Genomic DNA, 23,980 nt, shown 5'->3' with positions numbered 1-23,980 from the left:
ACCTTCATAAAAAGCAGATTTAACGGCTTTTATCTATTATTTTTTCACCTGGTTCATAACTTCTTCCGCGAAGTTATCTTCGCGCTTTTCAATGCCTTCCCCTACTTCATAGCGAACGAATTCGCGAAGAGTTCCGCCAGTTGATTTTACGAAGTCACGGACCTTTTGGTCAGGATTCTTAACGAATGCCTGGTCAAGGACACAGACGTCTTCGAAATATTTGCTCAAACGGCCTTCTACCATTTTAGCAACGATGTTTTCAGGCTTGCCTTCGTTTAGAGCCTGCTGAGTCAGAACCTGGCGCTCGCGCTCTACTTCTTCAGCAGAAACTTCATCGCGTGACACATATTTAGGGTTCAATGCAGCGATGTGCATAGCTACGTCTTTAGCAGCCTGCTCATCAGTTGAACCTTCAAGAACAGTCAGAACGCCGATGCGGCCGCCCATATGCAGGTAAGCACCGAAAGCGTCGCTGTCAGTCTTGCTTTTCACTTCAAAACGGCGAAGGGAAAGCTTTTCACCGATCTTAGCGATTGCAGCATTGATGTGCGCTTCAACAGTTGCACCGTTTTCCATCGTTTGTGAAGAAGCTTCTTCAGCAGAAGCAGGCTTGTTTTTAAGCAGGTGCTCTGCCAATTCTTTTACAAGAACTTGGAAGCCTTCGTTTTTCGCAACGAAATCTGTTTCAGAGTTCACTTCAAGGATGACAGCTTCATTGCCTTCTGCAAGGATGTAAGTTGTCCCTTCTGCCGCGATGCGGTCAGATTTCTTAGCAGCTTTAGCGATTCCTTTTTCGCGAAGGAAATCGATTGCTTTTTCCATATCACCATCTGTTTCCTGAAGCGCCTTTTTGCAGTCCATCATTCCAGCGCCAGTCTTTTCACGCAATTCTTTAACGAGTTGAGCAGTAATTGCCATATTGAAATCCTCCTTAAATATATGTAATCAATTCATATTTTCTTTAAAAAAAGGTGATAAAGGGTGCTCCCTATTATCACCTTTACAGACATTAAGCAGTTGTTACTTCTTCCCCTTGCTTAGCTTCAAGGATAGCATCAGCCATTTTACCTGTCAGAAGCTTAACAGCGCGGATTGCATCATCGTTTGCAGGGATAACAACATCGATTTCGTCCGGATCACAGTTAGTATCAACGATGCCGACGATAGGGATGTTCAGCTTGTGAGCTTCTGCAACAGCAATGCGCTCTTTGCGCGGGTCAATGATGAATAGAGCGTCTGGAAGAGTCTTCATATCTTTAATTCCGCCAAGGAATTTCTCAAGACGTTCTTGTTCTTTTCTTAACTGTACAACTTCTTTCTTAGGAAGCACTTCGAAAGTTCCGTCTTCAGACATTCTTTCGATGTCCTTCAAGCGAGTGATACGCTTTTGGATTGTTTCAAAGTTAGTTAAAGTTCCGCCTAACCAGCGCTGGTTTACAAAGTACATACCAGAACGGAGAGCTTCTTCCTTAACAGAATCCTGAGCTTGCTTCTTTGTACCAACGAAAAGGATAGTTCCGCCGTTACCAGCAAGTTCTTTCACGTAGTTATAAGCTTCTTCTACTTTCTTGACCGTCTTTTGAAGGTCGATGATGTAGATGCCGTTACGCTCAGTGAAGATATATTTCTTCATCTTAGGGTTCCAGCGGCGAGTCTGGTGACCGAAGTGTACACCAGCTTCAAGCAGCTGTTTCATTGAAATTACTGACATGTTAGTTCCTCCTAATGGTTTGTTTGCCTCCGCCCATATCATCTTCAGTCAAAAACTGTACAAAACAGCACCAATTGCCTGAATCCATAGGCGTGTGTATTAACACCATGAGTAAATATAGCACAAGTGACTTTTACAATCAAGTTATTACTGCCGATTTTGACGAAATTTCAATAATAGTGATATTTCAGTTTTTCCCCTGCCGAGTTTTTTGGCTATCTCCTCTTCGGCAAAGCCCTGCTCCTGAAGGGTTTGGGCCTGTTCCAGGATGGATCCGTCTGCCTGTCCGCCAGCTTGAGGTTCTGCCGGGGAAGGTTCATTCCCGCTCCGGGAAGCTTCCCCAAGCTCGACAATATCCTCAGGAAAAAGCAGGCCCTGCTCCGGCATCTGCTCCTTCTTTTTGCTATAAGCATGGACAGCTTTCTGCATCGCGGACCCTTTTCGCAGATTGGGTGCGGGCGGACCTTTCAGTCCTGCTCCGGCATCTGCCGCTTGGACAGCTTCAGCCCCATTTGCTTCAGAATGAACATCCCCTGCAGGCTGGGAGTTTTTTTGAATATTCCTCAAAAGTTTTTCGTTATCTTCTTTTATTTCCACTATGAAAGCGGCTATGCTGTCTTCCACTTCCCTGAAAGACTGTCCCTGCCTTTTTTCCATTTCAAAAAGGCGATTTTGGCGCATATACAATAGAGCCACTGCAAAAATGAGAATCAGATTGATAATCAAACTGACTGCCAGCAGAAAAATAGTCATTGAATCCCTCTATCTTCTATAATCGATTGATATTCCTTTGTAAGGATGAATCTCTTTCCCTATTTCATCCTTTTCTTCCCTTGCTTTTTCGGGCAGCGATCCGCGGCTGTTCGGGCTGCGTTCCTTCTGCCAGCCGGCCTCGAGCCGGGAATGCTTCTTCACGACAGACTTCCTGTCCTTCTCCCCCTGCTTCTGCACCGCCCTTGCCGCCTGATCATTCATCATTTGGCCTCTCTGCTGCAGCTGCTCCTGGATCTTGGATGCATCCTGCATCCTTGGAAGGGCAATCTGCATTTCAATCAGCTTCAAACTCATATAGGACACTTCCCTTCAGATCGCTCCTGCTGTTATCAGCAGTGCATGAAACCTTCGGGCCAAGCCATTCACATGATCTTCTGAAGTGTATGCCTCAAGCTGAATATGGCTTTTGTATGGATCTGGGAAATCCTTGAAGTGGACAGCCCCATCACCTGGCCAATCTCTGTCAGTGTCAGCTCTTCTTTATAGAAGAGGCTGATGACCAATTGTTCTTTTTCATTCAGGCAGGAAACAGCGCCGGCCATCTCAGACAGAAGCTCATCTTTTGCCACCTTCTCCTCCGGGACGACTGCCCGATGGTCCTTTAGGATAAAGGTTGCTCCATCCTTCTCCTCCTGATCCTGCGGCTGTTCATCCATCGACAGGACATTAGCGAAAAAATGCTCACTCATGACAGTCTGCACTTCTTCTTCGTGGAGGTCCACTTCCTTCCCGATTTCAGCTGCAGTCGCCTTTCTCATTAGATGCTGCTCAAGCCTTTCAGCTGCCGCTTCGATCTTTTTTGCTTTTTCCCTTGTGCTCCTTGGAAGCCAGTCCTCTTTTCTCAGCCCGTCTATAATCGATCCTCTGATCCGGAAGGAAGCGTACGTATCAAACTTCAGGTCCCTTGTGGGATCGAACTTTTCAAGCGCATCATACAACCCCATCAAGCCGAGGCTCCTCAGCTCATCCCTGGAAACATTTTTCGGGAGGCCGGCAGAGACTCTCTGAACATGATAGCTCACTAGAGGCATATATCTTTTTACAAGAAAATTGCCGGCCTCAGCATCACGGCATTGCTGCCATAATGCCCAATATGCTTGTTCATCAGATGATTGTTCATGCATTCGTACGTATACCTCCTTAAGCGCAAGCCCGGTGTAGTATTTGTAAATTATATCAAAATTGCTTTCCTATTAGTATTGCAGCTGTCGAAATTCTCAGATTCAGGAAACATTTCCTATATATTCGAGGAACCAGCTCACCCGTTTTTTCACTGGGCCAAAAGCGGAAAAAAATCAGCCCCATGCAAATGGCTGACTTTTTTCAGAAGATGGATCGTTTCTATAAATTTATTTTCATGGCCGCGGAGTATTGCCTTACAGCTCAGTGACCCCTTTATTGACGGTCTTGATCTGGAGCATGGACGTCTTTGGGCTGAATTCTATTGTTCTGCCGCTGTTTCCCCCGACATCCTCTGCAATCAGCCTGATATGATGCACCTGCAGGGCTGTTTTGACTGCTTCCACATTTCTCGGTCCGATTCTCATCAGGTCGCTGCCTGAAGTAAATTGAAACATTTGCGCCCCGCCTGCAATCTTTGCCTTTAGGGACCCCACACTTGCCCCGTGCCGGGCCATCTGCCGTACAAGTTCTTCAATCGCTGTATCGGCGTACTTCAGCTTATTGATTGAACCGGCTCTCGCAAGCGAAGAATCCGGCAGCATGATATGCGCCATCCCCGCGAGGCCTGATGACTGGTCATATACCGCCGCTCCTACGCAGGAGCCAAGCCCCGAGGTGCGCAGTATGTCCGGCATAGATGCAATTTTCATATCTGCTATACCGACCTTGATGATGCTGACACTTTCATTCATCGCCCGATACTCCCAAAGAGCTGAAAATCACTTCGAAGGAGCAGGGATCCGGCAGCAGAAAAAAATGGCCTTTTACTGTATGCGTCACAGCCGGTGCCACTTCAGTCAAAGCTGTCTCAATGACAATGGCGCTGTCGCTCACCTGCGAAAGCTCTATAAGCCCGAAGCTGATGATTGCTCCTGCCATATCGATTCCGAGTGCAGGCACTGAAGGATAGAGTGAAAGATTTGTAAAATCAGAAAGTGAGGTCAAATAGGAGCCCGCCAGGATATTGCCCATTTCCTGCAGTGCTGACAGCCCAATTTCATCAAAAGGCGGTTCTGCCAGCTGAAACCTGTCATCGCCAGTCATCTGCCGGATGAAGGATTCAGCCTGCTCCACCGGAAGGATGAAGAACATGCTTCCTGGGGCATCGCCCTCGATCCTTAGAAATACGCTGGCAACTACATTTTCCGGGCCCCCCGCCATTTCCATCATTTCATCAAAGGAGACAACCTTTACATTCGGGACTCTCATATCAATCTTTTTATCCAGCAAAGTTGACAGGGCGGTTGCAGCATGCCCAGCCCCAATATTGCCGATCTCCTTCAGCAGATCAAGGTGCAGGGAGGAAATGCCGCTCAGAAAGCTGCCGGTCTGCTCACTCATGGCCTGCCAGCATCATTTCTCCGCCTTCCAGAATCTTTCCAAGGTCTATCAGAATCAGCAGGCGTTTTTCCACTTTGACGACACCGCTTATGAACTCCGCCTCCTCGGCGCCGATCACGTTCGGCGAAGGTTCTATTGAATCTTCGGATACGTCGATCACATCATTGGCCCCGTCAACCACGAGGCCGACTTCCATCTCACCTGCCGATGCAATGATAACCCTTGTGCTGTCACTGTAATCTTTCTGTTCAAGGCCAAACCTTGTCCTCAGGTCAATGATCGGGGTAACCACGCCGCGCAGATTGATCACTCCTTTGACAGAGGAGGCGGCCCCGGGCACCCTTGTAATATGCTGCACTTTCTCGATTGATCTTACTTGAGAGACCGGTATCGCATATTCTTTATCTTTTAATAAGAAAATGATCAGTTTTAAATCTGCGGTCATTGTTTCACTCATTTCATACACTCCCTGAATTGGCAGTAGCTTTCATGCCAGTCTATTAATTTATTAAAGCATTGCAGTCAACAATCAATGCAACCTGCCCATCCCCCAGGATAGTAGCTCCGGATATCGCAAAAATATCATTCAGATAGCCTCCGAGTGATTTGAGCACGATTTCCTGCTGTCCAATAAATGAGTCGACTACCAGTCCAGCCATCTTATCCCCTTTGCGGACGATGACCACTGAATAGTATCCATCTTCCTCCAAATGCACAGGAACATCGAATACATCCTTCAGGAACAGAAGCGGAACGACCTTGCCGCGGAAATCTATGACTTTCTGGTTGTGGGCATTCATAATATCTTCTTTTTTAATGATTGCCGTTTCGATAATAGAAGAAAGAGGAATTGCATACTTTTCCTTCTGTACTTCAATCAGCATGACAGAAATGATGGAAAGCGTCAGCGGAAGCTGGATGGAGAAGGTTGAGCCTTTTCCTTCCTGCGAATCAATCGTGACTGTTCCGCCCAATGATTCAATGGTGCTTTTCACCACATCAAGGCCTACGCCCCTGCCGGAAACATCTGAAATTTTGTCAGCAGTTGAAAAACCGGATGCAAAAATGAGCTCGTACACCTGTTTATCTGTTAAGGAAGCGCCTGCCTGCTCAGTTATAATGCCATTTTTGACAGCCTTTTGCAGGACTTTATCCCGGTTTATGCCAGCTCCGTCATCGATCAGCTCAATAAAGACATGGTTGCCGCTATGGTAGGCTTTCAGAACGACTGTACCTTCTTCACTTTTTCCGTTCGCCTTCCTGACTTCCGGCGTTTCAACTCCGTGGTCCAGTGCATTGCGTATCAAATGTACCAAAGGATCGCCGATTTCATCTATAACCGTTCTATCCAGCTCTGTTTCCGCCCCGATGATTTCAAGATTAATTTTTTTATTCAGATCCCTTGCCAGCTGGCGGACCATCCGAGGGAAGCGGTTAAATACCGTTTCAACAGGCACCATCCTCATATTGAGAATAATATTCTGAAGGTCTCCTGAGATGCGGGACATTCTTTCAACTGTTTCGTGAAGCTCCTGGTTGTTCAGCTCTTTCGAAATCTGCTCAAGCCTCCCCCTGTCGATGACAAGCTCTTCAAACAGATTCATCAATATATCCAGACGCTCTATATTCACCCGGATCGTTTTGCTGCTTGCCTGTTTGGCCGGTGCACCATTCCTGCTGTCTTCTTTTGATTCTTCCACAGGCTGGAGGCTGCCGGCTGCAGCAGCTGCTGGCGCCGGTTCTTCTTCAGCCGGCTTGGCAGGCGTCAGGTCTATGTTTATGATTTCTGCCTTTTCAATTTCTGAAACCTTCATGATCTTCGCCTGAATCTCTTCTTTTGGTTCCTTTGTAACCAGAGTGACCGTAAAGGCTGAATCAAATTGTTCTTCCTCGAGCTGGTCTACAGGAGGATAGGACTTAATGATTTCACCGGACTTCTCCAATATTTCAAAGACCATAAATACTCTGGCAGCCTTCAGGAGGCAATCTTCCCTCAAAGAGATTGAAACTTCGAAAACGTCAAATCCCTGTTCTTTTGACTGGGTGAGCACAGTCCGTTCAAATTCATCATAATCACCTTTCAGCTCTGCAGGCACTTCTGCTTCTGCAACCGCCCCGGCCGCAGCTTCCTGCCGCGACTCAAGTACAGGGCTTTGGCCATTTTCAATCAGCTCCAGCTGCTTAACCGCCGTACTGACGTCGCGTTTTCCATCCCCGCCTTCTGAAATGGACAATACCATTGCTTCCAAATCGTCGACTGCCAGGAAAACGGTATCCAGCAGTTCAGGCGTTACGCCTATCTTTTGGTTCCTGATAGCGTCAAGGACATTCTCCATCTGGTGGGTCAGACTGGCCAGGTCTTCATAACCCATTGTGGCAGACATCCCTTTTAACGTATGGGCAGATCTGAATATTTCATTGATGATTTTCAAATCGGCAGGATTCTTTTCAAGTTCAAGCAGATGTTCATTGATCGCTTGCAGATGCTCCCTGCTTTCTTCGATAAATACTTCTAAATATTGGCTCATTTCCATGGCGCGTTCACCCCTCTGAATTAAACATAGCTCTTTATTTTTTCAGCAATTACTTCTATATTCGCAACACTATCAACAAGTCCAGTTTCTATTGCCGTCCTCGGCATTCCAAATACAATCGCTGAATCTTTTGATTCTGCAATAGCAGAAGCATTTCCTTTGCGTTTGATTGCCGCCAGTCCTTTCGTTCCGTCCGAACCCATGCCGGTCAGGATCACAGCGATTATATGGCAATTTCCAACCATGCTTGCCGACTCAAACAGCATATCTACTGATGGCCTGTGCCCATTGACCGGCGGTGCTTCACTCAAGACAGCAATCAAGCCGGCTTTGGTCTGCTGTACTGTCAGGTGCAGTCCGCCGGGCGCTATGTAAGCTGTCCCTTTTTTCAGCAATTCACCATGCTCGGCTTCTTTTACACACAGTTCTGACAAGAGATTCAGCCTGTCAGCCAATGACTTGGTAAAGCCCGGGGGCATATGCTGGACAACAAGGACTGGTGCATCCAAGGTCCCTGGAAGCTTGGAAAACACCTTTTGAAGCGCTCTCGGCCCGCCGGTTGAGGTCCCTATGCACACAAGCTTGTCTGCTGCGGGCATTCTGCCTGGCTTGAGGAGCGGTCCGAAAGTCTCTGGTTCTATTTTACTATAATTTTCGTATAGCTTAATAGTATTTTTTCCATATAAAGGCTTGTCTGCCAGTTTGGCAGCTGATATCCTGCTTGCAGCAATGACCTTTTCTGCAAGCTCCTGCTTAATTTTGAACAAGTCCAGTGATATAGAACCTGAAGGCTTGGATATAAAATCGGCAGCCCCGAGCTGTATGCTGTTCATGGTCTTTTCTGCGCCCTCTTTGGTGGCACTGGCCAGCATGACGACAGGAAGCGGATGAACTTCCATGATTCTCTTTAAAGCATCCAGTCCATTCAGCTTTGGCATTTCCACATCCATGGTAACGACATCAGGCTTCAGTTCCTCTATCTTCTTTAATGCATCTTCACCATCTTTAGCGGTTCCGCATATATTGATTTGTTCATTCTCAGAGAGGAAGTCAGAGATAAGCTTTCTCATGAAAGCAGAGTCATCCACTACGAGTACATTGATCTTGCCCATCTAGCTCCTCCCTTTTTCAAACAGCAATTGCTTTAGCCGGGACATAAATGGAAGCTTCCCGTCCGCCTGCTGCTTTCCATTCTGCTGCAGGAAAAAATCGGCTATGTCCAGAGTGGCCCTTGAAGCTGCCGAGCTTCTTTTATAGAGCAGATATGGTGTCTGCTTCCTGACTGCCTGCTGGACACTGCGGTCATCAGGTACAGCTCCAAGCCTTGTGACCTTTTTTCCCAGAAAGCTTTCCATTACATTTGCGATCCTGTTAAATGCCGAGACTGCTTCCTTCTCTGTTTCTGCTTTATTGACGACTATATGCACCGGCATCTTCCCGTCCCTGAGATGGATGAACTTCAAAGCAGCATAAGCATCGGTCAAAGAAGTCGGCTCAGGGGTCGTTACTGCAATCAGTTCATTCACTGATAGGATAAAATGAAGAGATTGGCTGCTGATTCCAGCACCCATATCCAGGATGATATATTCATATCTGGAAAACAGGTCAGAAAAATCCCTGAAAAATTGGTCAAGCACCGGTGCGGATATATCGGCCAGCTGAGAAAGGCCTGTTCCCCCTGCTATGTAATGCAGCCCATGAGGTCCCACAGAAATTATCTTCTCGAGAGAAGCATTGCCTGCAAAATAATCTGCAGCAGAATAGGGAGAAGCCAGGCCCATCAGGACATCTATATTCCCCATTCCGATATCAAGATCCAGCAGCAGAATAGCATGCCCTTTTTCCTGGAGCGAAAGGGCGAAGTTCAGGGAAAAATTCGATTTCCCTACTCCTCCCTTCCCGCTTATTACAGCAATAGTCTTTGCTGCAGCCTTATCTTCCCCGATCATCAGTTTCCTTCTAAGCTGTTCTGCCTGGTCAGTCATACTTTGATTCTCCCATTAACGCCGCGGCTATTGTCTTCGGGCCGGCGGGCACAAGATCATCCGGGACATTCTGGCCGGTAGTCAGATAGGCTGCCCCTTTTCCTGTTTTGTCAATTATGTTAAGCAGCGGTCCAAAAGTCGACGTTTCATCTGCCTTTGTGAATATGAACCTATTAATATCCACAACTGAAAATTGTTTGATTGTTTCTTCCATATCCCTTTGCTTGGATGTTAAGGATAGGACGAGATAAGTCAGGCTGCTTTCTGCCTCCAGCAGGCTTTTAAGCTCCTGGACATATTTCGGGTTGCGGAAATTCCGTCCGGCTGTATCAAGCAAAATGACGTCAAAATCCTTAAAAGCTTCTACTGCCGCCTTGAAATCTTCTTCTGTATAGCATACTTCCATAGGAACATCGAGAATATCCGCATATGTTTTCAGCTGGTCGATGGCAGCAATTCTATACGTATCTGTAGTGATAAAGGCGGTTTTTTTCTTTTGCTTTATCACACATTCAGCTGCTATTTTAGCCAGAGTAGTCGTTTTTCCAACGCCTGTAGGTCCGACAAAGTTTATGATTTTGTGATCAAATGTAATGGCGCCAAATTCGGCTGAGCCGAGCTTTGCTGTCAAAAGTTCCTTCAGCCAGCCGCTAACCTTGTTAAAATCCGGTTCTGAATCAGATTTATACCACCTTACCAAAAGCTTTTCCAGGAGCTCTTCAATGATTGAAGGTTCCACTTCCTGGCCTGCCAGGTCTTCCTGCACTTTTTTGAGCGGAAGCGGCAGGGAAGATAGTGCACTAAAGCTCCCTCCGGCAGAGGACTGCTGCATTAAACGTTTAAGCTCCCGGATTTCAGCTGCCAGCTCTCCCGAAGTCGGTCCCCCTGCTTTTGGAAAAGATTCAGCAGCCTTAACAGGCGGAGGCTCGATCATTTTTTCTTTCAATACTTCCTTTTGCTGGCCGGGAACAGAATCAGGATCTATTGCAGCAATGACTTCAATATTCCTTTTTTTAAAGAACCCTAGAAATCCGTTCGTCTGCACCATTTTGGAATTCAGGATGACTGCATCGCTGCCAAGCTCTTCGCGGATGATTTTCATTGCTTCCGGCATTGAAGGTGCCGTGAATTTTTTTACTTTCAATCGATGTTCACCACCCCTACACTTTGTACTTCTACATTTGCTTCCAGTTCATTATATGAAAGAATCGGCACGAGCGGGAAATACCGTTCTGTCAATTGTCTGACATACATTCTTACTGCCGGCGAGCAAAGAACGATAGGCGACTGATCCATGATGGAAAGCTGCTCCACCTGGGAAGCGATCGATTCCAGGATGCTTTGTGAAACGGCAGGATCCATTGAAAGATAATTCCCATGCTCAGTCTGCTGGATGCCCTCTGCTATCAGCTTTTCAATTTTTCCTGATAATGTAACAACTTTGAGAGAATCGCCCTGTACGGAATATTGGTTGGTGATCTGACGTGCCAGCGCCTGCCTTACATATTCAGTAAGCAGATCTGTATCAGATGTCACCTTGCCAAAATCAGCCAGCGTTTCAAAGATGATCGGCAAGTTGCGGATAGAGACATTCTCCTTGAGGAGCTTGGCTAACACCTTTTGAACTTCGCCAACTGACAATGGATTTGGCGTCACTTCGTCTGCAAGGATCGGGTAGCTTTCCTTCAGATGGTCAATCAGCTGCTTTGTCTCCTGTCTTCCGAGCAGATCATATGCGTTCGCTTTAATGACTTCAGTAATATGGGTAGAGACCACAGAAGGGGGATCCACTACCGTGTAGCCGAAAATTTCTGCTTGTTCTTTCGTTTCCTCTGTAATCCACTTGGCAGGGAGCCCAAAGGAAGGCTCGACCGTATCAATCCCGTCGATGCTATCATCTTCAATCCCGGGGCTCATGGCCAGATAGTGGTCAAGAAGCAGCTCACCGCGGGCCATTTCATTGCCTTTGATCTTCAGCCTGTACTCATTCGGCTGCAGCTGAATATTATCCCTGATTCTCACCACAGGAATGACAAGCCCCAGTTCAATCGCAAGCTGCCTGCGGATCATCACGATCCTGTCCAGAAGGTCTCCGCCCTGATTGGCGTCGGCAAGCGGGATAAGCCCATACCCGAACTCAAATTCAATCGGATCGACATTCAGAAGGCTGACCACGCTTTCCGGACTCTTCATTTCATCCGTTTCAAGCTCTTCCTCTATCTCCTGAAGCTGCTCTTTATCAGGCTCCTTCACCCTTGATAACATAAATCCGCCAAAAACAAATAATCCGGCGATCGGGAAGGTAAGGATATTGCTGATAGGCGTAAACAGTCCAAGCAGGAATATCGTCGCTCCGGTTACATAAAGCATCTTTGGATATGCGAGTATCTGTGAAGTAATATCCTTGCCCAGATTCCCTTCCGATGCTGCCCGTGTCACGACAATCCCTGTCGCGGTTGAAATGAGCAATGCAGGGATCTGGCTGACGATACCGTCCCCCACTGTCAGCAGCGAATAGCGGCTGGCCGCATCAGCAAAGCCAAGTCCCTGCTGCATCATGCCTATGACAATCCCGAATATAAGGTTGATCAGGACAATGATGATCCCGGCAATACTGTCCCCTTTTACAAATTTGCTCGCCCCATCCATAGAGCCATAGAAATCAGCTTCTCTGCTGACCTTTTCCCGTCTTTCCCTTGCTTCATGCTCAGAAATCATCCCGGCATTCAGATCAGCATCGATGCTCATCTGCTTTCCTGGCATTGCATCGAGTGTAAATCTTGCCGCAACTTCTGAAACACGCTCAGATCCTTTTGTAATTACGATAAATTGAATAATAATCAGGATAAGGAAAACAACCATCCCGACGATTACATTGCCGCCGACAACGAATGTACCGAACGTCTCAACGACGCCGCCCGCTTCACCCTTAGATAAAATAGACCGGGTCGTGGATACATTCAGTCCAAGCCTGAATAATGTCAGCAGCAGCAGGAGCGATGGAAAGATGGAAAACTGCAGCGGTTCATTCATATTCATGGAAATCAGCAAAACGAGAAGCGCCAGTGATATATTCATGATGATCAAAATGCTTAACAGCCACGATGGAAACGGTATGATAAGCATGGCGACAATCAGGATCACACTGACGACAACCGATAAATCTCTACCAGACATAATCTCTCTCCTAACAGAAATGCGTAAGGCACTTGGTTCGATGGAACGCAGACTAAGAACGCCGCTTCAATCGGCAGCATTTCCATGGCCGATCCTTCAGGCCTCATTGCTGCTACATTTTGTTCTTGGTGCGGTATACATAAGCGAGGATTTCCGCAACCGTTTTAAAAAACTCCTCAGGTATGGTGCTGCCAATTTCGGTCTGGGAGTACAGGGCCCTTGCCAGCGGCCTGTTCTCCACCGTAATAACGTCATTTTCTTTAGCTATATATTTAATTTTCTGTGCGACAAAATCTGCGCCTTTTGCCACCACATACGGGGCATCCTGCTTGTCTTCGTCATACTTCAGGGCAATGGCAAAGTGGGTAGGATTGGTGATGATCACATCAGCATTCGGCACTTCCTGCATCATGCGGCTCATCGCCATTTCTCTTTGCTTCTGCTTGATCTTTGACTTGATTAAAGGATCGCCTTCAATGTTTTTATATTCATCCTTTATATCCTGCTTGGACATACGGATGTTTTTTTCGAAATCATACTTCTGATAGAGATAATCCAGGACAGATAAAAAAAGAAGCGCAGCTGATGCAAATAAGCCCATCTGCACTGTGAGACTGGCCAAAGTGATCAGCGCAGCCCCCGGAGATTTCTGTGAAAGCATCAGGATTTCATCAATCCGCATCCACAAAACCACAAATGTGACGGCACCGACAAAACCGATCTTTAAGATCGACTTCAGCAGCTCCACAATGGCCCTCATTGAAAAAATCCTTTTAAATCCTTTAATGGGATCGATTTTCTCCAGCTTAAACTGGATGGCTTCGGTTGAGAATAAAAATCCAACCTGCATATAATTGGCCGCTGCCCCGGCAATCATGGCAATCAGCATGATCGGCCCCAGAAACAAAGCCAATTCCTTCATGACTGCCAGGAAGACTGCCTGTACATTGCTTTCTGTCAGTTCCATGAGCATGAATTCCTGAAAAGAGTGCGTCAGCAAATACATGATGATATTTTTTAAATATCCGCCTGCAAACAGGAGAAACAGGAATACAGCCAGCAGAACTACAGCTGTATTAACATCCTGGCTTTTGGCAACCTGACCTTTTTTACGGGAGTCCTGACGTTTCTTAGGGGTGGCCTTTTCTGTCTTCTCTCCGCTGAAAAATTGTAGATCCAGCCTGATCCTATTCATCCAGACGCTCCCCCTATCAGATCCATCAGACCTTTCATTGTACTGGCCATCGCTCCGAAAAGCTGGGACACCACATATAGCATGACACTCATAACAGCGACAAGAACAATGAAGCTGACGCCGATTTTCAGTGGAAGCCCGACTACAAACACATTCAGCTGGGGAACGGTCCTTGCTACAATCCCGAGTGCTACATCCACCAGGAACAGGCAGCCGACCACCGGCACAGACATCTGGAATGCCGATATGAACATCGAATTAAAGGCCCTCAGCATATATTCCGCCATAGCTTCATTCCCGAATGGAATCCACGGCTGGTCGAGCGGTATGGCCTGGTAACTGTAGAAAATACCGTCAATGAGCAAGTGATGCCCGTTGACCATCAGGAGGAAAAACAGCGAAATTGTGTATAAATACTGGCCCATGAGCGGGCTTTGCGCTCCTGTTTGCGGATCGATCACATTGGCGATGGCAAAACCCATCTGAAAGTCGATCAGTCCGCCTGCTATTTGAATGGCTGAAAGGATTAAATATGATATAAAGCCTATAACAAGTCCAACCAGTGCTTCTTTCATAATAAGCAGAAAATACGCGCCGTTGATCTCCAATACCGGGGCATCCACTGTATAAAAAATGATCCAGGCAAGAAAGAAGCCCAGTCCAATTTTATGTGTGTTCGGGATTGACCGGTAAGAAAAGAGCGGCATCAGCAGAAAGAATGAAGTCACTCTTACAAATATCAGTAAAAAAGCAGGAAACGCCGGGAGTAAATCTAGCATGTCATCATCCTACAAATCTAGTCAGATTTGAAAATATTTCATTTGTATAAGAAAGCATATGGCTGAGCATCCACGGACCGAAAAAAACAACACCGAGAAGGACAGCAACGATCTTTGGCACAAATGCCAAGGTCTGTTCCTGGATCTGGGTTGTCGCCTGAAAGATACTGACAATCAGCCCCACGACAAGCGCAAGCACCAAAAGCGGCCCGCTTATATATATAACACTCATTATCCCTTGCTCTGCGATCGATATAACCGTTTCGGGACTCATTTAACTCACCTGCTTAAAAACTTTGTAGTAAAGATTTGACCACGAGATACCATCCATCCACAAGAACGAACAGCAGAATTTTGAAAGGCAGTGATATCATGACCGGCGGAAGCATCATCATCCCCATGGACATGAGTACACTGGCAACTATCATATCAATCACAAGAAAAGGGATAAAAATCATGAATCCAATCTGGAAAGCGGTTTTTATCTCACTTATGGCAAATGCCGGAACCAGTGCGGTCAGCGGAATATCCTGGATGGACTCCGGCGTTTCTGCACCTGAATATTCCAGGAACAAAGCCAAATCCTTCTGCCTTGTATGAGCGCTCATAAAGTCCTTGAAGGGAGCAGAAGCTTTTTCATAGGCCTGTTCAAGATTGATTTCCTCATTAAAAAGCGGAGTCAGTGCCTGTTCATTCACCTCCTGGAAGGTAGGTGCCATGATAAAAAATGTCAAAAATAGCGAGAGGCCTACAAGCACCTGGTTGGGTGGCATTTGCTGGGTAGCAAGCGCCGTTCTGACAAAAGAAAGAACAATGATGATCCTGGTGAAACATGTCATTAAAATCAATATGCTTGGCGCCAGCGATAAAACCGTCAGCAGCAGGAGCATTTTTACTGAAGTGGATACATTATCAGGGGCGCTTGCATTGAAAAATTCCATAAATTCATTCATTGATCTTTTGGCCCCTTCTGCTCCATCTCCTGGTGAATTTTCTTGCGCTCCTTGCTCAGCTCTTCCAGCTGTCCTTTTAAGACAGACTGAAAATCGCCATTCCTGCCTTCAGCAGATTTTATTTTAGCCGCGTTTGCCGTTCTGGCTTCCTTTGCTCTTTGAATCACTTTTGTCACAATATCGCTTGGCTGAACAAGCTGTTCCATTTTGTTGTTATAATCATTGAGGATCTGATGATATTCTTCTTCATCATCTATTTCTTTCAACAGCTGTATATTATCACCCACACCTACTACAAGGAGCTGCCTGCCCACCTTGATGATTTGAATGCTTTTGCTGGCTCCAAGCGAAGCGCCGCCGAGATTTTCGACAAGCTGGGAAGATTTATAGGAACGGCTTTTTTTGTTGATGAATTTCAGAAGGAAGTATAGCAGGCCAATGACAAATGCTGTTGCAAAAATCATCTTAGCTATATCCCAGCTGTTAATTCCAACCCCGCCTGATCCTTCTCCTTCTGCAGCCGAGCCGGCTCCCTTTGCAGGCTCTGCGCAATCTCCCGCCTTCTTCTCTAAGCAGTCTTTGACGCTGTTATTCAGCTGCTCTGCATGGACCACAGTTTGAAGGCCCGGCAGAGCAGCTGCAGCAAGAAGCAGGGTTATGAGCAATTGTTTAACTATTTGCAACATGATGCACCCTCTATTTTTAAAATTGCTTTTAGCCTAAGGTTTTTGAGATAGCTTCCAAAACCCTGTCAGCCTGGAAAGGCTTAACGATAAAATCCTTTGCTCCGGCCTGGATAGCATCAATAACCATTGCCTGCTGACCCATTGCAGAACACATGATGACCTTTGCAGAAGGATTAAGCTTTTTGATTTCTTTCAGTGCAGTGATGCCATCCATTTCCGGCATCGTAATGTCCATTGTCACAAGGTCAGGCTGTGTTTCTTTGTATTTTTCTACAGCCTGGGCGCCATCCGCTGCCTCGCCGACAACATCGTAGCCGTTCTTGGACAGGATGTCCTTAATCATCATTCGCATGAATGCCGCATCGTCCACTATTAAAATCTTCTGTGCCATAATACTTAACCCCCATATTAGTTATCTTAAATTTTTGATCCTGTCGCTCTGGCTGATGATATCTGTGACCCTGACACCAAAGTTCTCTTCTATTACAACCACTTCACCTTTTGCGATAAGGCGGCTGTTTACCAGAATATCGACCGGTTCCCCTGCAAGCTTGTCCAGCTCAATGATAGATCCTGCGGAAAGCTCTAAAATGTCCTTAACAGACCGTTTAGTTCTTCCCAGCTCTACAGTAACCTGTAAAGGTATGTCAAGAAGCATATTCAGATTCTTTGTTTCTGCCTCCTGAAGCTGATGGGGCTCGAAGCTTGAAAACACAGCAGGCTGAACCTGCGGCGCCTGGCCTCCTGGATACTGGGCCCCAAGATGCTGGGGAGCCGTTTGGGCAGTCTGGCGCTGTATTTGAGGTTCCATCCCTGCGTACTGCCCTGTTCCTTGTCCATAGCCTTGAGGGGCCGCTGCCATGTCAGGCATTGGTTCTGCAGGCGGCTGATGGAATGCAGGCTCCTGTGTCTGCACGGGTTCCGGCTTGCTCAAATCTGCAGCCGGGTTTTCAGCCTGCGCACCTGGATTCATAAGCTCTTCAACTAGCCTTTTTGCAAATTCCAGCGGGACCACCTGCATGATGCTTGAATCAATCAGATCCCCAATTTTCAGCCTGAAAGATACCTTTACAAGCATATCCTCATCCGGGATCCTATCTGTCCCTTCCCCTTGCTGCACATCCAGAATATCAATGGATGGAGGCGAAATATCAACCCGTTTGCTGAAAATGGTGGACATGGAAGTCGCAGCAGAACCCATCATCTGGTTCATTGCTTCCTGCACAGCGCTCAGCTGGATCTCGCCAAGCAGATCAGCCGGGTTTATCCCGTCTCCCCCAAGCATAAGGTCAGCAATGATTGCAGCATCTGATTGTTTGATTACAAGCAGATTGCTTCCTGAGAACCCTTCTGTATAACTGACCTGGATGGCCACATACGGATGCGGGAATTCTTCTTGCAGCTTTCTTTTTAATATGACAGAAACAGTCGGGGTTGTTATTTCAACCTTTTGATTCAAAAGTGTAGATAAAGCAGTGGCAGAACTGCCAAAAGAGATATTCCCGATTTCACCAAGCGCATCCTGCTCCATCATGGAGAGGTAATCTTCAACTGAAAAACTATCATCTTCTTCTATGTCGTCGGTTCCTCTTAAAAGGGCATCTATTTCATCTTGCGAGAGCATATCGTCACTCATCATCGCTGTCTCCCCCCTTCAATGTATCAAGTATTTGAATAGCCAGCTTTTTATTCGCCTTACCGGGCTGCCCCGTAAATTTAGGGATATCCCCGATTTTGATAGTCAGCGGACGGTCAATCGCCTGGTTCAGCTCAATGACATCCCCGAGATCAAGCATCAGGAAATCCTGGATGGAAATATCGGCAGAACCCAGTTCTGCGGAAACCGGCACCAGTGCCTTTTGTATGCTGTCCTCAAGCCTGCCGAGCTCCTCAGGCTCCCTTTCCTTTTTCTCTGTCTGCATCCAGTAATGGACAGAAAGCTTGGGAATGATAGGCTCAAGCACAACATGGGGAATGCAAATATTAATCATCCCGCTTGTTTCGCCGATCATGGTGTTCAGCGATATGACGACAACCGTTTCATTAGGTGAGACCATCTGCAGAAACTGCGGATTGGTTTCAAATTCGGCAAGGAAAGGATCGATTTCGTTAATCGTGCTCCATGCCTCCCTCAAATGCTCAAATGCCCGTTCAAAAGTATTGGACATGATCTTTGTCTCGATTTCTGTCAATGTATCGACTTTATTGATGCTCGAACCCCTGCCGCCCATCATCCGGTCCATCATCGCATAGGCAATATTAGGGTTGACCTCCATCAGGATCCTTCCGTCAAGCGGGGGTACCTCGAATACATTCAATATCGTCATTTTAGGAATTGATCTGATAAATTCCTCATATGGTATCTGGTCGGCCGAAGCCACAGAGATCTGGACATATGTCCTCAATTGCGCCGAGAAGAAGGTCGTCAATAGACGGGCAAAATTTTCGTGAATCCTGGTCAGGCTCCTGACCTGGTCTTTTGAAAACCGGAGTGCCCTCTTAAAATCATAAACTTTCACTTTCTTCTCAGACTGTTCTTTCTTTAATTCATTTGCATCCATTTCCCCTGTTGATATAGCGGAAAGCAGTGCGTCAATTTCATTTTGCGATAAAACCTCACCAGACATGAACCCTCACCTCCATCTTCGTAATCTGCCGAGGAAAATCCGGATTATTGGAGGAGAGACTCAGTGATATAGACACTCTCTACTTTTCCGTTTTGCATCAGGCTGTTAATTTTCGATTTAAGGTCCTCCTGCAGGCTGATTTTTCCTTCTTTGCCCTGCAGGTCTTCCGCCTTCTTCTCTGAAAGCTCCTGGATGATAATATTCTTGACCTGGAAATCCCTCTTCTCGAGCTCTTCCTTCGCCTTTTTGCTGTCAGTCTCAACCTTGAAGGAGATGCGTATAAAATCATCGCTGGCCAGGTTCGTTGTAATCTGGTTGATGTCTACAGATGCTTCCAGCACTTCTTCAATTGAAGGCTCTTTTGCCTCTGCACCGTCTGTATATTTCATGAAAACGACCAATGCCACCGCACCAACCAGAGTGATAGCTATGAGCAAAAACAGCATGATCATTAAGAGCTTATTATTCTTCATTTTCCATTCCCTCCAGCTGTTTTTGCCCAAGCAATCCGATAGACTGATAGAACTCGATAATCTTCCTTTTCACAGAGTCCTCATCATCCTTCACCACATACTTTCTTCCATTGGCCAGTGTAATAGTCGTATCGGGAAAAGATTCGACCGTTTCTATATAAACAGCGTTAATTGTAAATGTCTTTCCATTCAGCCTTGTAACAGTAATCATTTTAAGCGCCAGGACTGAAGGAAGCCTTCAGCCCTGTCCCTCCTCAGCTTAACGTTTTAAGTTTACCAGTTCCTGCAGGATTTCGTCGGAAGTTGTGATGATGCGGGTATTCGCCTGGAATCCGCGCTGCGCCACGATCATTTCTGTGAATTCCTCAGAAAGGTCTACATTGGACATTTCGAGGGATCCTGAGACAATTGTTCCGGCGCCGTTGTCTCCTGGAATTGCTTCTTCGCTAGGCTCACCCGAATTATTAGTCTCGCGGTAAAGATTATTTCCTACTTTCTCAAGTCCTCCGTTATTGGCGAACCTTACAACTCCTATCTGAAATTCACTATTAGCTGTGCCATTTTGAACAAAGGAAATGGTTCCGTCAGCACCAATACTCAAATTTTCAATAGTGTCAATATCATCAATTTTTATTGCTTCTCCCTCGGTATCCAAAACAAATTCACCTGAACCGGTAACCATATTTCCTGTGTTGTCAAAATAAAAATTACCTGCTCTAGTGTAGAAAATATTGTCGCCTTTCTTCACTTGGAAGTATCCATCCCCCTGTACTCCTAAGTCAAGAACTCTTCCCGTAGTCTGAAGGCTTCCTTGGGTATCAATAGTGTCAATTGCAGAAAGCTGGGAACCTAATCCTACCTGCTTTGGATTCATGCCGCCAAGGTTCTCGCCTGCCTGTGTAGCCCCAGAAACGGTTTGGCTAACCATATCCTTGAATGTAACCCTGCCCTTTTTGTATCCAAAAGTATTAACATTGGCAATATTATTGCCGATTACATCGAGCTTTGTCTGGAAGTTTTTCATTCCGCTAATTCCTGAGTACATTGAACGCAGCATTTTATCTGCTCCTTTCATGATAAGTCTGCTTCAGTCAGTCGGCAGACTATGGCTTCCTCAATGAGGTCCGGCCAAATTAGTGTTAATCCATCAGTATCGTTCCGTCAATATTCGTAAAAATCTGGCTGTTTGCTTCCTTTCGTTCCATCGCCGTAATCACCGTGTTATTCCGGACGCTTACTATCAATGCGGCTTCCGGCAGCAGCACAAGCGATTCTGCGATTCCCATTCCCTTTGCTTCTGCCACTTTACTTTCAACCTGATCCCAGCGGTCAGCGGTGATATGTATATCCCTCTGCTGCAGCCTTTCACTGGCATGCCTGCTGATACTCAGCTTTGTTGGATTATTAATGGCATTCTGCAGATGATCTGAAAAAGAAGCCAGATGTGAACTTTTGTGTGCCTGCGGCTTTCTTGGAACTGCCGGATTTAATTGCGATTGAATTGGAAGATACATTTTCCTGCCCATCCAATCACTTCCTATCCTATTCGATTTCGGTAATTTGAGATGAATTCACAGCTGTACCATTGCCAAGCTGGAAGAGCGTAACTCCGCCTTTAAGACTGACCGATTTAACACTATCCTTTTGCTCAGTCCCATCTTCCCCAACATAGGTTATCAATCTTCCAATCAGCATACTCGCCTGCATAAGGCTATTATCCTGGGAGCCTCCCTTGACTTCAGAAATATTGGCCGGTGCCAGCTCTGTCCCATCTTCCAGGATAAAAACAGCATTGCCGTTCTTGAACTGGATGGAAGCAACTCTTCCTGTTCCTTCCTCAATAGAAGGCTGTGCATTCGGATCTTCTGATTCTGCAACTTTATGCCATTTGATTTCCCTGCCGGCAAATTCACTATAGGCAATGAGAGAATCCTGTTCCTGCATTTGGACCAGCTTTTGCATGTTAGTGTTCATGTTTGTCATCTGCTCAAGAGATGAGAATGTTGCCATCTGGGCAATAAAATCTTTATCCTGCAAGGGATTAGTCGGATCCTGGTTTTGCAGCTGGACCATCAATATCTTTAAGAAATCATCTTTGCCCAAAATATCTGACCCGGTTTTCCGTTCTTCCTTTTTATAGCTTGAAAGCATCAAAGACGAATCAATTGTATTTGCCATGCTACCACCTATGCTTCTGTATTTAATAGAATTTCTTCAAAAGATTCACCGGCTGATTCTTCATCTCTTCGAGCCTGTTCTTTTTGCCTGTCAGGCTGATTCTGCCCTTGCTGCTGTTGGGCGTCACGGTTCGGCATCCTTTCCTGCTGGCTCAGCTGCTGTGTAATTTCAATCCGTTCTACCTGGATATTCTGTGAATGAAGTGCCTGTTTAAGTCCATTGACCTGGGCATCAAGCATATCTTTAGCTGCTCCTGTCGAAGTCAGGATCCTGGCTGTAAGCTGGGAATCCTTTTGGATCAATTCAATTCGCAGCGATCCTAAATTTTCGGGATTGAGCCGCAAAAACATCCGCTGGACCCCGCCTGTTTTCGTGAGCTGGCTTTTTGCCAGGATAGATTCAAATTGTTCGATTAGCTGTTCAGCTGAGACCATTTTCCCCTGGTTAGGCTGCATCAGTGTCAGGTGCTCAACTTTTGTCATCTGCGGCACAAGAGTGAACGAAGGTGCACCTGCATCCAGCCTGGAAGTGGTTTTCCCGCCATCTGGCAACTGATATTTACCTTCATTGCTTTTTTGCTGCCTTAAGTTTAATTCATTTGAAAGCTGGGTAAATGCTTTCTGCAAATGTTGGACCTTTTCTTTGCTTGCTGCCGACATGATAAAAGCATCGAGCTTTTCAAGCAATTGCCTTGTTTCTTTGGCCAAAGGCTGTTCACCTGCAAAGTCGGCATTTTTTTGAAGAAGGTCGTATAATTTTACGATTTTAGCCCCATCCATAAATTCTTTGGATAAAGCGCCGGGTGACTTATTTTCCGGAAGAGCTGTCAACTGATCAAGGACGCTCATGATGGTTTCCAAGTAGTGCATCGTCTCTTCTTTTTCTGCTGCATCAGTTTCAATACGAGCATCGGTTCCCTCTGGTATTAATTCCACATTATCTGTAAGCAAAGACTTCAATTGATCCAGTATGTCTGCCATCCTTTCGTCAGACAATCCCAGATAGCTCTGAATCTGTTCAAGCAAACCGGTATCTTCACCGCTCAAAAGCTGGTCGAGCAGCTGATAACCGCCCTCAAGATCAAGCAGGGAACTAGCAGACATGAATTCAGCCAATGATAGAAGAGCCTCCTGATCAACTTCAGGGGGTTTAGCGCTGGACTCCTGCTGGATTTCTCCCTGTCCTGCCAAAAGCAATGACATCATAGCTGTGAATCCCTGGCCTGCCTCAGTTTTCCCCGCATTTGCAGCGGCCGGACCTGCACTGACAATTGCCCCCAAACCTGTTAGCTGCATTCTTTCACCCCCTTTCATATCACCCTTTATCATTCTGCAGCTGACTGGCTGCTTTCATTTGTCAAAAGCTCTGTGTATTTTGCAGCATCTTCAGGCAGCATGTTTTCCATAATGCCTGCCAGCGTGTCAGGCTTTACATTGGTAAGGATCTGAAGTGCCTCATCATCATTCATCTGTGCAAGGATAGGCGCAGCATTTTTGGCTGACATCGTTTCATATGTTTTTACAATATCCTTGAACGCACGCTTGTTTTCCTCTTGTATGGCCAGGAGTTCGTCAATCTGATTCTGCAGCTGCTGCTTTTCCAGCTCATTTTCCTCAATCTCGCTGTCCTTTGATTCCAGCTGGGATTCAAGCCGCTCGATCTGCGCTTCTCTGTCTTCAATAGCAGCGCCCAGTTCGACGATTTTCTGATCAGCCACTTTATCAGCAGCTGACTGTTCCTTATCGATCATCTCTGAGATAACCGGAATTTTGCTGCCAATTTCCCTGCCGGTTTCGAATACGTTTCTCCCTGTTACCGTTAATACAACCAGAGTAACGGCTACCGCAAAAAGAAGAGGAATCACTACCAATATGAAGAACATTTGAAACTTGCTGTATTTTTTTTCTGTTTCTTCTACCGTTTTATTCATTGGCCCACCTGGCTTCCCCGATTGGCATACAGCTGAATCGAGATATCATCCATTTGCCTGCTTTCTGCCAGTTTCATAGATTCAGTAAAACGGACAATATCTTTCTCTTTCATCTTTTCGTATTTTTTTACTTCAATATTTTTCTCCGTTAATTTATCCTGATAATAATTCATTTGATTTCTTGCATTAAATACAACCTGCTGATAGTGTTCGATGGTTTTTTCCAGGCTATGGATAAAATGCTGATAATGTCTGATTTCCTGGACCGGCAAACCGCTGGCCAGTTTGGAGAACTGGAACTCTTCCAGGTCTTCTTTCTTCTTTAGAAGCTCATAAAGTTTTCCTGCCGCTTCTTCAAATCTTTGGACTGATTGGTTATAGCTGTTCAGGGCTTCATCCTTTTCCCTTTCCCGTATCGACATTACCTTTTCAAATCTGTATTGATATTGCATGAA

Annotated in this window: 29 protein-coding genes; all 29 read right to left on the bottom strand. The window is 46.1% G+C overall.

The features are described 5' to 3' along the window. Positions 1-36 precede the first annotated feature (36 nt). Entirely contained in the window at positions 37-918 is an 882-nt protein-coding gene (gene tsf, locus LCM00_RS14910) for a translation elongation factor Ts (RefSeq protein WP_224903530.1), read from the bottom strand. Positions 919-1,009: 91 nt separating this feature from the next. Beyond that, on the bottom strand, positions 1,010-1,711 hold the full coding sequence (gene rpsB, locus LCM00_RS14905; RefSeq protein ID WP_009795872.1) for a 30S ribosomal protein S2: 702 nt from the start codon (positions 1,709-1,711) through the stop codon (positions 1,010-1,012). 147 nt (positions 1,712-1,858) lie between these two features. Continuing rightward, complete coding sequence (locus LCM00_RS14900; protein ID WP_224903529.1) at positions 1,859-2,464, bottom strand: hypothetical protein; 606 nt, start codon at positions 2,462-2,464, stop codon at positions 1,859-1,861. A gap of 9 nt (positions 2,465-2,473) precedes the next feature. Beyond that, positions 2,474-2,779, bottom strand: coding sequence for a hypothetical protein (locus LCM00_RS14895; protein WP_224903528.1), 306 nt, complete (start codon positions 2,777-2,779; stop codon positions 2,474-2,476). Positions 2,780-2,847: 68 nt separating this feature from the next. Next, entirely contained in the window at positions 2,848-3,609 is a 762-nt protein-coding gene (locus LCM00_RS14890) for a FliA/WhiG family RNA polymerase sigma factor (RefSeq protein ID WP_224903527.1), read from the bottom strand. Between the two features lie 252 nt (positions 3,610-3,861). Further along, complete coding sequence (locus LCM00_RS14885; protein WP_224903526.1) at positions 3,862-4,359, bottom strand: chemotaxis protein CheD; 498 nt, start codon at positions 4,357-4,359, stop codon at positions 3,862-3,864. Further along, positions 4,352-5,008: a chemotaxis protein CheC gene (locus LCM00_RS14880; RefSeq protein ID WP_224903525.1), complete on the bottom strand. Its 657-nt coding sequence runs from the start codon at positions 5,006-5,008 to the stop codon at positions 4,352-4,354. Before LCM00_RS14880 ends, LCM00_RS14885 begins: the two co-directional genes overlap by 8 nt. Next, positions 5,001-5,465, bottom strand: coding sequence for a chemotaxis protein CheW (locus LCM00_RS14875; RefSeq protein ID WP_318247618.1), 465 nt, complete (start codon positions 5,463-5,465; stop codon positions 5,001-5,003). Before LCM00_RS14875 ends, LCM00_RS14880 begins: the two co-directional genes overlap by 8 nt. Before the next feature lie 43 nt (positions 5,466-5,508). After that, a complete protein-coding gene (locus LCM00_RS14870; RefSeq protein ID WP_224903521.1) occupies positions 5,509-7,542 on the bottom strand; it encodes a chemotaxis protein CheA in 2,034 nt (677 codons plus the stop codon). A 20-nt stretch (positions 7,543-7,562) separates the two neighbouring features. Next, a complete protein-coding gene (locus LCM00_RS14865) occupies positions 7,563-8,654 on the bottom strand; it encodes a protein-glutamate methylesterase/protein-glutamine glutaminase (protein ID WP_224903519.1) in 1,092 nt (363 codons plus the stop codon). Beyond that, positions 8,655-9,527 (bottom strand): MinD/ParA family protein, encoded by an 873-nt coding sequence (locus LCM00_RS14860; RefSeq protein ID WP_224903516.1) that lies wholly within the window; start codon positions 9,525-9,527, stop codon positions 8,655-8,657. Beyond that, positions 9,520-10,671, bottom strand: a complete 1,152-nt coding sequence (gene flhF, locus LCM00_RS14855; RefSeq protein ID WP_224903514.1) for a flagellar biosynthesis protein FlhF — start codon at positions 10,669-10,671, stop codon at positions 9,520-9,522. Before flhF ends, LCM00_RS14860 begins: the two co-directional genes overlap by 8 nt. Continuing rightward, the gene (flhA, locus tag LCM00_RS14850; RefSeq protein ID WP_224903512.1) at positions 10,668-12,704 is read right to left on the bottom strand and encodes a flagellar biosynthesis protein FlhA; all 2,037 of its coding nucleotides are present in this window, start codon (positions 12,702-12,704) and stop codon (positions 10,668-10,670) included. Before flhA ends, flhF begins: the two co-directional genes overlap by 4 nt. A gap of 112 nt (positions 12,705-12,816) precedes the next feature. Next, the gene (gene flhB / locus LCM00_RS14845; RefSeq protein ID WP_224903510.1) at positions 12,817-13,899 is read right to left on the bottom strand and encodes a flagellar biosynthesis protein FlhB; all 1,083 of its coding nucleotides are present in this window, start codon (positions 13,897-13,899) and stop codon (positions 12,817-12,819) included. Next, positions 13,896-14,678 (bottom strand): flagellar biosynthetic protein FliR, encoded by a 783-nt coding sequence (fliR, locus tag LCM00_RS14840; protein ID WP_224903507.1) that lies wholly within the window; start codon positions 14,676-14,678, stop codon positions 13,896-13,898. Before fliR ends, flhB begins: the two co-directional genes overlap by 4 nt. A gap of 4 nt (positions 14,679-14,682) precedes the next feature. After that, complete coding sequence (gene fliQ, locus LCM00_RS14835; protein ID WP_224903505.1) at positions 14,683-14,952, bottom strand: flagellar biosynthesis protein FliQ; 270 nt, start codon at positions 14,950-14,952, stop codon at positions 14,683-14,685. A gap of 13 nt (positions 14,953-14,965) precedes the next feature. Then, complete coding sequence (gene fliP / locus LCM00_RS14830) at positions 14,966-15,631, bottom strand: flagellar type III secretion system pore protein FliP (RefSeq protein ID WP_224903502.1); 666 nt, start codon at positions 15,629-15,631, stop codon at positions 14,966-14,968. Further along, the gene (locus LCM00_RS14825; RefSeq protein WP_224903500.1) at positions 15,628-16,317 is read right to left on the bottom strand and encodes a flagellar biosynthetic protein FliO; all 690 of its coding nucleotides are present in this window, start codon (positions 16,315-16,317) and stop codon (positions 15,628-15,630) included. The genes fliP and LCM00_RS14825 overlap by 4 nt, the downstream gene beginning before the upstream one ends. Positions 16,318-16,345: 28 nt before the next feature. Continuing rightward, positions 16,346-16,708: a response regulator gene (locus LCM00_RS14820; RefSeq protein ID WP_009795890.1), complete on the bottom strand. Its 363-nt coding sequence runs from the start codon at positions 16,706-16,708 to the stop codon at positions 16,346-16,348. Between the two features lie 21 nt (positions 16,709-16,729). Continuing rightward, complete coding sequence (gene fliY, locus LCM00_RS14815; RefSeq protein ID WP_224903497.1) at positions 16,730-17,956, bottom strand: flagellar motor switch phosphatase FliY; 1,227 nt, start codon at positions 17,954-17,956, stop codon at positions 16,730-16,732. After that, positions 17,946-18,944, bottom strand: a complete 999-nt coding sequence (gene fliM / locus LCM00_RS14810) for a flagellar motor switch protein FliM (protein ID WP_224903494.1) — start codon at positions 18,942-18,944, stop codon at positions 17,946-17,948. The genes fliY and fliM overlap by 11 nt, the downstream gene beginning before the upstream one ends. A gap of 44 nt (positions 18,945-18,988) precedes the next feature. Continuing rightward, a complete protein-coding gene (fliL, locus tag LCM00_RS14805; RefSeq protein WP_224903491.1) occupies positions 18,989-19,417 on the bottom strand; it encodes a flagellar basal body-associated protein FliL in 429 nt (142 codons plus the stop codon). Continuing rightward, entirely contained in the window at positions 19,407-19,628 is a 222-nt protein-coding gene (locus LCM00_RS14800) for a flagellar FlbD family protein (RefSeq protein ID WP_224903488.1), read from the bottom strand. Before LCM00_RS14800 ends, fliL begins: the two co-directional genes overlap by 11 nt. 48 nt (positions 19,629-19,676) lie before the next feature. Next, complete coding sequence (gene flgG / locus LCM00_RS14795; protein ID WP_224903616.1) at positions 19,677-20,474, bottom strand: flagellar basal body rod protein FlgG; 798 nt, start codon at positions 20,472-20,474, stop codon at positions 19,677-19,679. An 82-nt stretch (positions 20,475-20,556) separates the two neighbouring features. After that, a complete protein-coding gene (locus LCM00_RS14790; protein ID WP_224903483.1) occupies positions 20,557-20,943 on the bottom strand; it encodes a TIGR02530 family flagellar biosynthesis protein in 387 nt (128 codons plus the stop codon). 16 nt (positions 20,944-20,959) lie between these two features. Beyond that, the gene (gene flgD, locus LCM00_RS14785; protein ID WP_224903479.1) at positions 20,960-21,595 is read right to left on the bottom strand and encodes a flagellar hook assembly protein FlgD; all 636 of its coding nucleotides are present in this window, start codon (positions 21,593-21,595) and stop codon (positions 20,960-20,962) included. A gap of 8 nt (positions 21,596-21,603) precedes the next feature. Continuing rightward, positions 21,604-22,890, bottom strand: a complete 1,287-nt coding sequence (locus tag LCM00_RS14780) for a flagellar hook-length control protein FliK (protein WP_224903475.1) — start codon at positions 22,888-22,890, stop codon at positions 21,604-21,606. Positions 22,891-22,919: 29 nt separating this feature from the next. Next, on the bottom strand, positions 22,920-23,525 hold the full coding sequence (locus LCM00_RS14775) for a MotE family protein (protein WP_224903472.1): 606 nt from the start codon (positions 23,523-23,525) through the stop codon (positions 22,920-22,922). Further along, entirely contained in the window at positions 23,522-23,977 is a 456-nt protein-coding gene (fliJ, locus tag LCM00_RS14770; RefSeq protein WP_224903469.1) for a flagellar export protein FliJ, read from the bottom strand. The genes LCM00_RS14775 and fliJ overlap by 4 nt, the downstream gene beginning before the upstream one ends. Between the last annotated feature and the right edge of the window lie 3 nt (positions 23,978-23,980).

The organism is Bacillus infantis, assembly GCF_020171945.1.
Classification (GTDB): Bacteria; Bacillota; Bacilli; order Bacillales; family Cytobacillaceae; genus Bacillus_AB; species Bacillus_AB infantis_A.
Note: the sequence above shows the minus strand (reverse complement) of the source record. Positions and strands in the feature narration are given on the sequence as shown.